Annotated in this window: 13 protein-coding genes, 1 tRNA gene and 1 pseudogene; 7 read left to right on the top strand and 8 right to left on the bottom strand. The window is 47.8% G+C overall.

Going from position 1 to position 13,380, the window contains the following annotated elements:
- Positions 1-308: 308 nt before the first annotated feature.
- Positions 309-1,679, bottom strand: a complete 1,371-nt coding sequence (locus HUF13_RS09155) for a chloride channel protein (RefSeq protein WP_173474837.1) — start codon at positions 1,677-1,679, stop codon at positions 309-311.
- Between the two features lie 87 nt (positions 1,680-1,766).
- Between HUF13_RS09155 and HUF13_RS09150 the strand changes: the two genes are divergently transcribed.
- Complete coding sequence (locus HUF13_RS09150; protein ID WP_173387750.1) at positions 1,767-2,354, top strand: L-threonylcarbamoyladenylate synthase; 588 nt, start codon at positions 1,767-1,769, stop codon at positions 2,352-2,354.
- Positions 2,355-2,560: 206 nt separating this feature from the next.
- On the opposite strand, the gene HUF13_RS09145 is transcribed toward HUF13_RS09150, so the two are convergent.
- Both HUF13_RS09145 and HUF13_RS09140 read right to left on the bottom strand, forming a co-directional pair.
- Entirely contained in the window at positions 2,561-3,049 is a 489-nt protein-coding gene (locus HUF13_RS09145) for a hypothetical protein (protein WP_173474836.1), read from the bottom strand.
- 11 nt (positions 3,050-3,060) lie between these two features.
- Positions 3,061-3,621 (bottom strand): hypothetical protein, encoded by a 561-nt coding sequence (locus HUF13_RS09140; RefSeq protein WP_173474835.1) that lies wholly within the window; start codon positions 3,619-3,621, stop codon positions 3,061-3,063.
- 116 nt (positions 3,622-3,737) lie between these two features.
- Between HUF13_RS09140 and HUF13_RS09135 the strand changes: the two genes are divergently transcribed.
- The 3 genes from HUF13_RS09135 to HUF13_RS09125 are packed head-to-tail and all read left to right on the top strand — an operon-like array spanning position 3,738 to position 6,330.
- Complete coding sequence (locus tag HUF13_RS09135; protein WP_173474834.1) at positions 3,738-4,259, top strand: hypothetical protein; 522 nt, start codon at positions 3,738-3,740, stop codon at positions 4,257-4,259.
- Positions 4,247-5,212, top strand: coding sequence for a glycosyltransferase (locus tag HUF13_RS09130; RefSeq protein WP_173474833.1), 966 nt, complete (start codon positions 4,247-4,249; stop codon positions 5,210-5,212). Before HUF13_RS09135 ends, HUF13_RS09130 begins: the two co-directional genes overlap by 13 nt.
- Positions 5,209-6,330: a hypothetical protein gene (locus tag HUF13_RS09125; protein WP_173474832.1), complete on the top strand. Its 1,122-nt coding sequence runs from the start codon at positions 5,209-5,211 to the stop codon at positions 6,328-6,330. The genes HUF13_RS09130 and HUF13_RS09125 overlap by 4 nt, the downstream gene beginning before the upstream one ends.
- A gap of 52 nt (positions 6,331-6,382) precedes the next feature.
- Here the strand turns inward: HUF13_RS09125 and HUF13_RS09120 are convergent, their stop codons facing one another.
- The 4 genes from HUF13_RS09120 to HUF13_RS09105 form a co-directional block, all read right to left on the bottom strand.
- On the bottom strand, positions 6,383-7,285 hold the full coding sequence (locus HUF13_RS09120; protein WP_304039017.1) for a glycosyltransferase: 903 nt from the start codon (positions 7,283-7,285) through the stop codon (positions 6,383-6,385).
- Positions 7,270-8,601, bottom strand: a complete 1,332-nt coding sequence (locus HUF13_RS09115) for an O-antigen translocase (RefSeq protein ID WP_304039016.1) — start codon at positions 8,599-8,601, stop codon at positions 7,270-7,272. Before HUF13_RS09115 ends, HUF13_RS09120 begins: the two co-directional genes overlap by 16 nt.
- Entirely contained in the window at positions 8,591-9,703 is a 1,113-nt protein-coding gene (locus tag HUF13_RS09110; RefSeq protein WP_173474831.1) for a DegT/DnrJ/EryC1/StrS aminotransferase family protein, read from the bottom strand. Before HUF13_RS09110 ends, HUF13_RS09115 begins: the two co-directional genes overlap by 11 nt.
- An 85-nt stretch (positions 9,704-9,788) precedes the next feature.
- Positions 9,789-9,861: transfer RNA gene (locus HUF13_RS09105), tRNA-Lys, on the bottom strand.
- A gap of 128 nt (positions 9,862-9,989) precedes the next feature.
- Between HUF13_RS09105 and HUF13_RS09100 the strand changes: the two genes are divergently transcribed.
- From HUF13_RS09100 to HUF13_RS17350, 3 genes are read left to right on the top strand one after another with little or no spacing between them, the layout of a single operon-like run.
- Positions 9,990-11,003: a hypothetical protein gene (locus tag HUF13_RS09100; RefSeq protein WP_173474830.1), complete on the top strand. Its 1,014-nt coding sequence runs from the start codon at positions 9,990-9,992 to the stop codon at positions 11,001-11,003.
- A 17-nt stretch (positions 11,004-11,020) separates the two neighbouring features.
- Positions 11,021-11,872: a hypothetical protein gene (locus tag HUF13_RS09095; protein WP_173474829.1), complete on the top strand. Its 852-nt coding sequence runs from the start codon at positions 11,021-11,023 to the stop codon at positions 11,870-11,872.
- Between the two features lie 39 nt (positions 11,873-11,911).
- Complete coding sequence (locus HUF13_RS17350; RefSeq protein WP_304039014.1) at positions 11,912-12,037, top strand: hypothetical protein; 126 nt, start codon at positions 11,912-11,914, stop codon at positions 12,035-12,037.
- A gap of 253 nt (positions 12,038-12,290) precedes the next feature.
- On the opposite strand, the pseudogene HUF13_RS09090 reads toward HUF13_RS17350, so the two are convergent.
- Positions 12,291-13,203: pseudogene (locus HUF13_RS09090) on the bottom strand (type I glyceraldehyde-3-phosphate dehydrogenase).
- Positions 13,204-13,380 lie beyond the last annotated feature (177 nt).

Genomic DNA, 13,380 nt, shown 5'->3' with positions numbered 1-13,380 from the left:
AAAAAGCACTTTTGAGGAACAATTAGCCCGATTTTGCCGTTTTTTGATACCAAAATTCATTTTTCTGCTTATTTGGCACCACATTTATTACTTTATTCGCCACATTTTTCACCCGATAACGAGTTTACATGCGACCAAATTCCATATTTTCACCCATTTGGTACCACAATTACAGAGAACAATACGATATTTCAGCCCAAAAGACTTAATTTATCCATAAAAAATGATACCAAAATTCATTTTTAAACGGATTTGGTAACAAAATTTCGAAAAAAGCCTCCTCCACAGCAAACCTAACAGCGATCCGCTTACTGTTTACTGATCTTATCGTATGCTTGAATGATTTCGCGATCCATGTCGCGACGATGCGCCGGGGACGCAAACTTGTTCAGCACCTGACTCTTGTAGATAGTCCAGTTACGCGAGAACGCCATGTGCATCACGGCAGCGATTAAAAGCCCCGGCAGCAAACTATAGCTCCCCGTCATTTCGCAAACCATTACGACACCAGCAATCGGAGCTTTCGCGGCCCCTGCAAAAAACGCCGCCATCCCAACCAAGATAAACATTTCCGGCATGCGAATCAAGCCCGGGAACGCAAGTTCACAGATTCCAGCAAACATAGCGCCTACCACGCCTCCAATAAACAGCGACGGTCCAAAGACACCGCCTGAACCACCCGAGCCTACAGTCAACGCCGTCGCGAGAATCTTCGCCAGCACAACGCCCAGCAAAAGCAACACGCCCAAGCCCGAATGCGGCACAAGCCCAGCCATTAAATGGTCGATAAATTCAAAACCGCCACCCGAGACTTCGGGATACGCGAGCACCAAAAGCGAAATGAGCGCGCCACCCACCGCAGGCTTGATCCATGCGGGAGCCGCCCACTTGTTAAAGCGACGTTCCGATGCATAATAACTACGCACATACATGTACGAAAACGGAAAACAGAAAATTCCGAGGAGCGCACACGCCAAAAGTTCAACCGCATTCGTAAACGGGAACGCAGACACGCCACTAATAATCGGCGCTGTCCCAACAAACGCAATATAGACCGTAAACGAAACAACGGACGAAACAATTGATGTAGCAAAAGCGTTCGATTCAAAGTCTTCGCGGTAAAGCATTTCGACCGACGTGAGTGCCCCCGCCAGCGGAGCCTTGAAAATAGCGCCAAGCCCAGCTGCTGTCCCCGCGAGCAAGAACTGTCCGCGCAACATCCGAGGCATCTTGAAAAACTTGCAAATCGTCGATGCAATTCCGGAACCGATCTGCGAAATCGGTCCCTCGTAACCTGCAGAACCGCCCGTCGAAAGCGTAATGATGCTTGCAACAAACTTCACCGGCGCCACGCGTGCGCGCACATTTCCGCCCTGGTGATGAAAAGAATAAATCATCTTGTCGGTGCCCTGCCCCGCCGTTTCTGGCGCGCGAGCCACCTTGTGAATGAAAAGTCCGACTAAAAGCCCGCCAATCGCAGGCACCACCGCAAAAGCCCACCACGGAAGAACCCCAAGCGTCCATGGCAAACGTACAAATTCCATTGCAGCCCACAGTCCAAAATGGAACGCCACAGCAACTAACCCCGTCACGCCCCCAATAACCGCAGCAAGCGCTAGCTTCGGCAAATAGCCATTCACCACGAGAAGTTTCGCAATTGTTCTATGAAATCGCTTCACAGGCCGCAAGATAGAAATTTTATATAGCCTCCCCAACACATTTTTTTATATATTATTCCTCCAAAAGCGAAATGCTGTAAGAAAATTATGCGAATTGAAGTACATCCAGAAAATCCGCAAGCACGAGTTGTGAAGCAAGCGGCAGAAATTCTCGAAGACGACGGCCTCGTCCTCTATCCCACTGAATCCGGTTATGCCATCGGATGCAACGCCGAATCACCCAAAGCGATACACAAACTTTATGCGCTCAAGAAGCCCATGAAAAAATTCGTCATGGCGCTGATTGTTCCCGATATTCGCTTTGCCACCGGTTACGCCCACGTGAGTAACTTTGCATTCAGCATCATCAAGCAACGCGTGCCCGGCCCGTACACATTCATTCTCCCAGCCGACCCGCACATCGCACGCAAGCTCGATGTGAAGCGCCCGGAAATTGGCATCCGCATTCCGACGCACCCATTTTTCAAGGAACTTTTCCAGCATTTCGACAAGCCGATACTCAGCACGGCAGCAAAGCTCAGCGAAGAAGATATCTACGATACCGATGACATTTGGAAAACATTCCAGCATTCCGTAGACATGATGGTCGATTGCGGCAATATCGAAATCAACCCGACAAACATCATAAGCCTCGTCGGCGACTCCATCGAAATCATCCGTGGCGAATTGCTGTAAAGAACCGTTGTAAAAGTTCTGTTGTAGAAAACCGCAGTAAGTTCACTGTAAAAATTCCGCGAAGTCTTGCAAGACAGAAAAAGCCCCGCAACGAAGCGGGGCAAATTTTTTCAATCTTCAATCTTAATAGATTCCCGACTTAGTTCGACTGGCTCGCCACAAGTCGCGGGAATGACGAAGTTTCATAAAGAACATTCGTCAGATAATTATTCTTCGCCTTCTTCTTCGGCTTCGTCGCTATCAGCTGTTGCAGCGGCGAAGTTACCAAGCAAGACGCTCACATCGACAGACTGCAAATCAGCGAGGCTCTTCACGCCCGTTTTCTTGTCTTCTTCGACCTTGCCGAAGGTAGACACGATGACATTAGCGGAGCTAGCTTCAAAGCGGCGAGTCTTGTTCGCAATGCTGTTGGAACCCTTGGTGGCCGGGAAGAACTTGGCTTCGAGCCTTGCCATGTCCTGAGAATTCTTGACCGTCTGGAGAGCACCACAAGCGATGGCCCAAGTCTGCTTGTTCATGTCAATGGCATTATTGACCAGTTCAAGAACCATGGAATTGCCCTTGAAGGACTTTGCAGTCGTGGCTTCGTAATGTTCCTTGGCCTGGTTGACATAGTTACCCTTCTGCATAAAGAGCATAGCGATAACGCCAAAGACGAGAACGGTAAGTGCGATAGAAATATTCTTTAAATTCATGACGTTCTCCCTTATTCGAAATGATATTCACCCGGTTTTTCAATCTTGAGGGTGTTAGCGAGGTTGTACTGGACCAAAGCGCTGTAATCAACGTTCTTGAGCTTGCCCTTGGCAAAGCTGAACTTCACAACGCAATTCTTACCGCAAGCCACTTCCTTGTTACCCTTTTCGTTCTTAACAAGAATCGTACCTTCGGCAAGGCCAGCCTTCTGGTAAATGCCGTTCTGCACAGCGTCATTAATGCCAGCACCAGTGTAAAGGTGAGAAATCTGCTTGAAGCGGGCGTCCTTGTCCCCTTCGATTGCGGCAAGGGCATTCTTGAACGCAGCTTCGGTCTTTGCACCGGAGAGCATGGAATAGACAAGCTTCCAAGCCATGCCGTACTGGTCCACAGAGCGCCACTGTTCCACGAGAACTTGGGTATTCTTTTCCAAATAAGCCGATTCCTGTTCGTTCGCAGTGCGCTTAGCCTGTTCCTCATAGCCGCCCTTGAGCGTCATCAGGATAACGATAAGAGCGACGAGGATGACAACGTCAACCACGACGAGGATCTTCATTTTCTTTTTATCCATAATATTCCTTTAAAAAAAGACGTTTCAAAAACAATCTAAACTTTAATTTAAAAAAATCAAGAAAATTTAAAGTAAAAATAGAGCACATACACGCCCATTTTTTATATTCTTCGTATATGAACGTTGATATCAATAAATTGCCATCCCAAATCATCTATAACAACCTCAAAGAAATGGTCCGTGCCAAGAACACCGCACACGATTCCATTTTCAAATTTCATTGGAAAAAGATGTGGCCGTTCAGCCTTATTTGGCCGCAAGTAGATTTTATCCGTATCGTTAGGCTTATGGACGAATTGCGAAAGAACGTGGTTTCGCAAAAGGCACTCGTGAAAGAAGCTAAATCCAAAGCCTTGAAGTTCGAAGATTTGTTCCTCGGCACCATTCCGCCCTATCTGGAGAGTTTTGACACCTCTTGCAAATGCCTTGCAGACGTAGCCCAGTGGAAGCAGGACATGCTCGAAAAAAAGCTCCATCACGATGTCAAGATGATGCGCGATGTTTCGGAGTACAATAACCTCCTCAAAGCTTACGAGAAAGCGCAAGACGAACTTGTCAAAGCAGGTGAATTTGTCCGACTCGGCTGGGTAGAAATGCTTAAAGGCTACATGGAAAACGAAGAAAAATGCCCGCAATAAGCGTAATCATCCCGATGTACAACACCGAGGCATTCATCAACGATTGCCTCGACAGCCTTGTTGCTCAGACATTCACTGATTTCGAAGCCATCATTATTAACGATGGTTCCACCGACGAAAGCGCAAGAATCGCCGCAAGTTACGCCTCGTCCGACGCTCGTTTTAGATTGATCGGTCAACCGAACAAAGGTCCGTCCGAAGCCCGCAATACGGGGCTCAAGATTATGCGTGGCGATTACGTTACCTTTGTCGATAGCGACGATTGCGTGGCGCCGAACTTTCTTGAGACGCTTTTCTTTTTAGCGCAATTGCACCAGGTCGATATCGTTTGCTGTTCCACACAGAATATCAACGAAGCCCACAAAATTGACGGAAGCAAGCCAAGCACAGCGATTTCTAAAATGCTAACCGCCGAAGAAGCAGCAAAGATTTCGCTTTACCAAGATTCTTTGCCCGACTATTCCGTATGGAACAAACTGTACAAAGCAAATCTCTGGAAAGGTAAGCTATTCCCGGCTGGAACGATTTACGAAGACCTTGCGGTGGTGCCCGAAGTTTTACTTGAAGCAAACAAAGTAGCGACAACAAAATCAAAGCTTTACTTTTACCGCAAGCGTCCGGGTAGCGAACTTGCCACGCAAATTGATAAGCAAAAAATTGTGCAGTTGCTAGACATCGCTGAAAACGTTTTCGAAAAAATGAAGACGGTTTCAAAACCGCTGTACAAGGCAGCCCGCAGCATGCTCGTGAGCGCAAGCTTCAGCATTCTGATGCGCACCAAAGAAAACGAAGAAACAGCAGAGTTTCGCAAGAACGCTCTTGCACACATCCGCAAATACCGCTTTAGTACATTCTTCGATTTGAATATTCGCATGCGCAACCGCGTTGCGATTATGCTTTCGTACCTCCCCCGCCCACTGTTTTTAAAACTCTTGAAGAAAGGCCTTTCGTGATTTCCTTGACGCCCAAAGAAGCCGTTATCCGCATTGCGCGGCACGTTCTCGGAGAAGAACGCGTTCACGACCATCTGATAAAGCGAGGGATTAAATTAAGGCATTTGCAAGACGGGTACACAGGGGGCCGCGAAGTCGAAGAAAGACGTGAAGAATTTGATAGAGACATTCGCAAAGGACTTGATGGGGATTGCGCCGAACGCCAGACGCTTATATTCATGGCCGATGGCAAATGGATGCACGGTGGACTTACAGACCGGCTCCGCGGAATGGCTAGTGCATACAAATTCGCAGTCGAGCACAATCTCGATTTCAAGATTTATCACACCTCGCCGTTTTTACTGCAAGAAATCCTTGAACCCAATAAAGTTAATTGGATTATAGACGAAAAGCAAATCAGCAAGAATTGTTCCGTTGCAAAGCCAGTTTTGCTTTACCGCGAAGACTTCAACAACGATTCCGCATTGGAGCGACAACTCGACAAAACGCATGAGCAATTCCACCTGTATTCTTGCGTAGATACTCTTGGTGAAAAATTTGCGGAATATTTCAACGATTTGTTCAAGCCATCGGCGCTACTGGCGCAAGAAATTGAGCATTACAGCAAACTGTTAGGAACAAATTACACATCGTTTTCGTTCCGCTTCCAGAACAAGCTCGGAGATTTTAAGGAATTTACGTTCAAGGAATTGCCAGCGAAAGGCAAACAAAAATTGATGAACGCGGCAATAAATGCTTTGAAAAAGGAGATGTCCCATCAAGTGGGGCATGACAAGATTATTGCGGATACAACATTGTCATGCCCGCCACCAAACGGGCACCGCCATCTGGTTAATGAAACAAGCAAGATTCTCGTGACAGCGGATAGCCCGACGTTTCTTGCCGAAGCCGAAAAATTGCCAAACGTTATTACGGTCCAAGGCACAAGCATCCACATAGACTTCAACAGTTCAAAAAAAGCGGTAGACTACCTGAAAGCTTTTACAGAATTTTTCTTGATTTCAAAAGCAAAGCAAGCAAAGCTTTACCGCAACCGTAAATACAAAACATACCCATCGAACTTTCCGAAATATGCCGCCAGCCTCGGACATGTTCCGTACGAAATTGTAGAAGAATAAAATTGCACAAGAACCTTCGGCAGGAACTTCTTTTTTTCATCTTTGATAATCGCTAATATTTCAGCAATTTACGCGGGATAAACAACTTCGGCAATCTAAGCCAAAAACGCGGCGAAAGCGAAATCACTTTAGGAATCAGACGAAGCGCACCTAGCTTACTCTGCGCCGCCTCCGCCGAAAACCAATTAGCCTTCCAAGCGCGGACAGCCTGCTTATAGAGCGGATGCGAGCTGTAATTTTCAGACAATACACGCAAAATTTCGCCATATATTTTTTCATGATTCACGTGCATGTTATCACCATGTTCGCGATAATAGCAGCACACAAAATCTTTCGAAACCGGCTGCGGCCCGTAATTATAAAGAATCTTGAGGTAAAGCGGATAGTCCTCGAACGCATAGCGCATGTCATAGCCGCCAATGGCTAAAATTTTCTCACGCACAAACATTTCGGCGCAACCATGCAACGCCTTTTTTCCAAGGAAAGATTCTTCAAACGTCACTTGCGGCGCACTGCGGAGGTAACGCTCATCCATTTCGGTCCCAATTTCATCATCTTTATAAAACGGGATAATTTGTCCAAAACATATCGCCGCATCAGGGTGTTCATCCAAAAAATCGCTCTGTTTTTTCAAGCGATCCGGCGGCATAATATCATCCGACGAAAAAGAACAAACATATCGCCCAGTCGCCAAAGATAGCGCTTCCTTAAGCGTTTCCATCACACCTTTATTTGGGCGGTGGACATAAGTAAACCCAAATTCATCCGACAAGCGCTTTAGAATTTCTGGAGAACGGTCCTTGCTACCATCGTCAACAACAATCAGTTCAAAGTCAACGCCCTTTTGCTCCATCACGGAACGCACGGACTTTTCCACAAACTCTTCGTGATTATAGCTAGCCAAGATTACAGAAACTTTCGGAGTCATTTTTTCGACCATTACTTTTTCGCCCAATCTAAACGACTAACGATAATGAACGATGCCACTAGCGTGAGGAAATTTTCAAGCGCATAAGCCATCATCGGGCCATTAAATTCATACAATTTTACAAAGCCGTACGTTGCAGAAGCAAGGACAAATTCAGAACAAATTTCTAGAATCAGAAATTTTTTCGTTTCGCGACGAGCGATCAACACAAGTCCAAGGGCCCAACCGCCCACACGGAAAAAATCTCCCAATAACTGCAACGGGATGTAATCGGCGGCACCTGCATACGCCGAAGAAAGCATCACCGTCACAAGGAGAGAGCGACCGAAATAGAGAATCGCAACCGCCACAAGCGCAAGCGCCATCGTCTTAATCAGAACCGGGCGAAACATTCCCCAAAATTCAGACTTCGTCAACGCAGCAGAAACTTTCGGCAAAATAATAACGCCAAGAATCGCAGAGAAAAACGCCGTCAAGAAATCCGAAATTTTCCAAATGCCCTGCCAAATGCCAGCCGCATTCCAGCCTAAGTTTTCACCAATCGTCAGTCGCATAAACGTAAGCACCACCGGCGTTAAAACCATCGGGACAATTCCCATCAGTGCATACGATATCCACGGAGCGCGAATATCCAACGCCGTTTTACGAATTTCATTCAAACTGAAGCCAGCACGGGATGCAATTTGCGCGGCAAAAACACCCGCAACAACAGACTGCGTTGCCACAATCGAAAGCACGCTCAGCCGCCCCGTGTAAAGGAAGAACGCCACCCACAGCATTTGCCATAACGACGTCACCATATTGATGAGCGCCCAACGGCGGTAATGCCCAAGCCCGTTCATCACAGACGAGGTAATGGTAATGACATTCGTAGCAAAAACGCCTGGCAATGCAAAAATAATCGCCGCCTGCACAAGACGCGGATGGATCTCCGGAAAGAACTTTTCAAGCGGAAGCATAAAGCAAAGAACAAGAGCCACCGCGAAAGTAATGATGCTTGCAAACGTCGTCAGGCGAAAACCGCCACGCCACACGCCACGCAACTGCTCCAAATTGTTTTTATTCTGCGCCGAGAGGCTCACCCAACCGTTCTGTAATGCAAGTGAAGACGTCGCCTGCCCCATCGTCATAAAATTCATGAACTGTCCCACGCATGCAAAAGCTGTCGGCGGGAGGAATACGGCAAGCAACTTATTGACTACAAAAACGCGCACGGCATTCAGGAAAGTCACCATTCCCGAACCTAAAAACAACTTCATGAAATTCACGGGTTCCCGCGATGAAGTCATTCCAGCCTTAGTGCCGGGAACACCATTATCTTTTGCGTTATTATTAAAACTCATTAATCGCACCAATCACTTCAGAGACTTCGTCATCGGTCAGCACCGGACTCATAGGAATACTGAGAATCGTCTTGGCCATCGATTCGGCAATCGGGTACTCACCGCTAAATTCATGAGCATACGCTTCTTGCAAATGCGGCGGAATCGGATAATGGATTAGCGTTTCTATGCCGCGCTTTTTCAAGTACGCCTGCATTTCATTTCGGGATTCCTCGCTCTTTAAGCGGATCACGAACACATGATAAACATGCTCCGAAGGCGTCGAAGGAAGTTCCGGCAACAAGACTTTCGGGTTCTTGATTTCGTTGCAATAACGTGCTGCAATTTCACGACGGCGCTCGTTCCATTCATCCAGATGCGGGAGTTTTTCAAGCAAAAGCGCAGCCTGCATTTCGTCAAGGCGCGAATTTACGCCCTTAAACTTGTTCACGTATTTTTGCTCGGAGCCGTAATTGCCAAGCGCACGGACAACTTTAGCCACATCAGCATCGTTCGTGAGAACCATACCGGCATCGCCAAGCGCCCCCAAATTCTTCGTCGGATAAAAGCTAAACGCCGCTGCAGAGCCAAACGTGCCCACACCACGACCATCGCAAAGACGCGCCCCATGAGCTTGCGCACAATCTTCAAAAACGAGCAAGTCACGCGAATTGGCAAATTCGCAAATTTCATCCATCGCACAAAGACGCCCGTACAAATGAACGACCAGAATCGCACGTGTATGCGCCCCGCAAGCATCCTTCAAGCGCTTAGGATCCATGTTGTAACTATGTTCAGCAGGTTCCACAAGCACAGGTTTAAGCCCCACAGCGCTCACCGCCAAAACCGTCGCGATATACGTATTCGCCGGCACAAGAATCTCGTCACCTTCATGGAGACGCCCAAGTTCCATCGAAGCACGCAACATGAGCGTGAGAGCGTCCAAGCCGTTCCCGACACCTACAGCATACATTGCACCACAATATTCAGCAAAAGCCTGTTCAAAACGTTCGCCATAATGCCCGCGAATATACCATCCCGACTCAACTACGGAAATAGCGGCTTTATTCAGCGCATCTTTGTATGGTTCGTTTATTCTTTTCAGGTCCAAGAAAGGAACCATCTGCGGCTCTCCTTGTTGTAGATAGTGGCTAGGAACTTATCATTCAATATAAAAAAAATCGGCTCCGATAAACGGAACCGATTACTGAGCTACGAAGGGCTCGAACCTTCGACCCACGCCTTAAAAGGGCGTTGCTCTACCAACTGAGCTAGTAGCCCGAGCAGGAGCAAATATATAAAAACATTTTCGTATTGTAAAGGCATTATAAGCCATAATAAGCAAAAAAATTTACACCTAATGCACGTTTATTGCAAATTTTTCTTTGACATTTTTATAAATTTACGTCATGGATTTATTGAAAAAACTTTCAGCAATTGCAGCACTCGCTATCGCATGCCCGGCATCAGATTTTGGCTACTTTTCTAAACACGATGCGGGTAAAGAAGTTTTTCCATTCCTATCGACTTTTGACAGCCCGCGTAATGCGGCTCTCGAAAAATCGGCATCGGCACTCCCCACAACGGACCCGAGCATTACCCAGCTAAACCCAGCAGCAATTCTCATTACCGAGGGCAAAAAGCGCGTTGCAGCAATCCATTGGCAAACTGGAGAATTCGAAGCCAACCAAGGAACGATCTCATATACAACGCAGTTTGACAAATACATTGTGCAGGTTTCGTATAACTGGAGCACTACGGAAGAAATCAAGGGCTATAACGAGCAAGGAGAACTTGATGGCAATACATACAAGCCATTCAGCCAACTCGTCACGGCAACAGCAGCCTTCCCGATGAAACATATCCGTTTCGGCGCAACGCTCAAGTTTATCTCAGACAAAATGACAGGAGACGCCACCGACCAGACCGCCATGGCAGCCGCATTTGACTGGGGCTTAACATGGATGTCCGACGCCAGGAACTACGGTTTTTCGTTTGTTGCAAGAGATTTTGGCGCCATGCTCCGCGGTTACGTAAAAGAGGATGCGGACGACTCCTACCCGCTGTCGCAGACATTCGCTATCGGTGGATTCCTTAAGCCTCGCAGCGTTCCGCGATTGACCTTGTTTGCCGAAACCGACTTTCCGCGCTACGCAGAACCCGATTTAAACCTTGGTGCAGAATACGCACTCGGTGAATTCTTCCGCATCCGTGCCGGCTTCACCCGCACATGGCTAGACATTTCCCGCGACTTCAAGGAATTAGCATCTTCCTCCAGCAGACCGGACGAAACAAATGAAGCCCGTATATTCAGCCTTGGCCTTGGTTACGTATCTAACTTGTTCGCCTTCGACTATGCATTTTCGTACCTTGCAGAGAGCTTAGGCTACGAGCACAGGCTTGGTCTCCGCGTCGAATTCTAAAAGCACAAAGGCAAGCAATGCGGCAGTTCGACGTTTTTGTTTTTGACGAAAACTTTGACGAAGCGCAAGGCAAGATTCCCCAACCGCCATTCACGGATGCTGAACTCGGTTGGTTCTTTACAAACGATTGGAACAAGCACCTGAACGAGATTGAAGGAGAATGGGTCATTTTTGCGCACCCATGTATCAAGATCGACCGCACGTTTTTGAACAACGTTGCAGAAGTCACCGACAGTTTTCCGATGGTCGATGCTTTTGCGCCAAGGATTCGTACAGATAAAAGAAAATTTTTGAGTGGGTATATTTTAAGGCCCGCCGCCAAAGATTCCGGCTTTATCGAAATCGATGAGAATGCTCCCTTGCGTTACGTCGCGGCACCTCATCCCTACCTTGGAATTTATTCTAGACGCATAATCCAACGTACAGGCGGTTTCGACATGACGCTCCCACCCACAGCGCGCCTCGCCGATTTCACGCTCCGCATGATGCATGCGGGCGGCAAAATGTTTTCGGTCCCATACCTCGTGGCGCAAATAAAAGCTGGTGGTGCCGAAGCCAACGCTTACGAAAACGAAGCAAAACCAAACGCCGAAAACAACACAGCAACCGCAAGCAAAAACGCGCATGAGAAAATTTCGCATGGGGAATGCGCGCAAGACTTGACGAAGTGCGCACCGGATCTTAAAGCGACTGCAATTATTTTATCCAAAGCATTCGGAATCGAAGCGTCTTTGCCGTTCGCCCTACACCACCCATCAGTCATCCCCACATTGCTCCGCAATAGAAGCGAAATCAATGAAAAGCGCAAAGCCGCAACACTTCTCTCCAAGCTCAAAGCAGATTTTTTGAAAGAAGTGGTTGGTGGTTAGTAGGAAGTAGACAGTACGTCATCCTGAATGGCGTAAGCCATGAAGACAACTCAGAAGGCGAGTATGCCACAAGGCGAATGCCGCAGTTGTGCTTGCACAAATATGGCTGAGCCGTTTAGCAAGACGCGAAGCGTCAATGTTGCGCCCATGCTAGCATGGGCATAACCGAGCCAAGGAGTTGGGGCTTTGCCCCATCCAGTAACATCTAGAAATAACTGGATCCCTCATCCCTGCGGTCTTCGGGATGACGAGATGCAACGATCTACATTCCTATAAAAATGGTGACCCCGAGCAGAGTCCGGGGTAAAAAAAATCACCCCGCTCTATCGAGCGGGGCTTAAACTTTTTAGCGGAGGTGCGGGAATCTATTTTGCTTTAGGCTGTTGCGCCCACACCACTAACACTAATCGAGCCTAAATTAGCCCTTGTAGTTGGTGATAACGCGAGCCATTTCGCAAACCTTGTTGCTGTAGCCCCATTCGTTATCGTACCAAGAGCAGACCTTAACGAAGGTCGGGTCGAGCTGGATACCAGCCTTGGCGTCGAAGATAGAAGTGCACGGATTGTTGCGGAAGTCGGTAGAAACAACAGCGTCTTCGGTGTAGCCGAGGATGCCCTTGAGTTCGCCTTCAGAAGCTTCCTTCATAGCAGCGCAAATGTTCTTGTATGCTTCTTCCTTGTCTGCACCAGCCGGAGTCTTGAGTTCAGCAGTGAGGTCAACGAAGGAAACGTCGGAAGTCGGCACGCGGAGAGACATACCAGTGAGCTTGCCGTTGAGTTCCGGGAGAACAACGCCAACAGCCTTAGCAGCACCCGTAGAAGCCACCGCGCCAGTCCTTCTTGGACGGGCCGTCAACGGTCTTCTGAGTAGCAGTTGCAGCGTGAACGGTGGTCATGAGGCCACGGACGATGCCGAACTTGTCGTTGAGAACCTTGGAAATCGGAGCCAAGCAGTTGGTGGTGCAAGAAGCGTTGGAGATGATCTTTTCGCCCTTGTAGGTGTTCTGGTTCACGCCATAAACGAACATCGGAGTCTTGTCCTTAGCCGGAGCAGACATGATGACCTTGCCCCAAGTAATGTTGGTCGGATCCTTTTCAGCGAAGATCTGGATCTTGTTGCCGTCGACGATGAGGAAGTTGCCTTCGACCTTGATGTCGTGGTTGAACTGACCATGGACGGAGTCATACTTCAGCATGTATGCGAGGTAATCTGCGTCGAGGAGGTCGTTGATACCGACAACCTGGATGTCATTTGCGAAGTTTTCCACAGCAGCGCGGAACACCATACGGCCGATACGACCGAAACCATTAATACCGAGTTTGAGAGCCATTATTGGATCCTTTTTTTATTGTTGAAATTGCTACCCACCTACACGGTGGAGCTTTGTTGGCAGGAAAGATACAAAAAAACGGGATATTTGTGTAGTAATAATCTCAAAAAAAAAGCGACTAAAACGACCAAAGACCGCCATGTGAGGTCGTGCCACTTCCGACTTCCAAAAATCTAC

This window comes from Fibrobacter succinogenes, from assembly GCF_902779965.1.
In the GTDB taxonomy this organism is placed as follows: Bacteria; Fibrobacterota; Fibrobacteria; order Fibrobacterales; family Fibrobacteraceae; genus Fibrobacter; species Fibrobacter succinogenes_F.
Note: the sequence above shows the minus strand (reverse complement) of the source record. Positions and strands in the feature narration are given on the sequence as shown.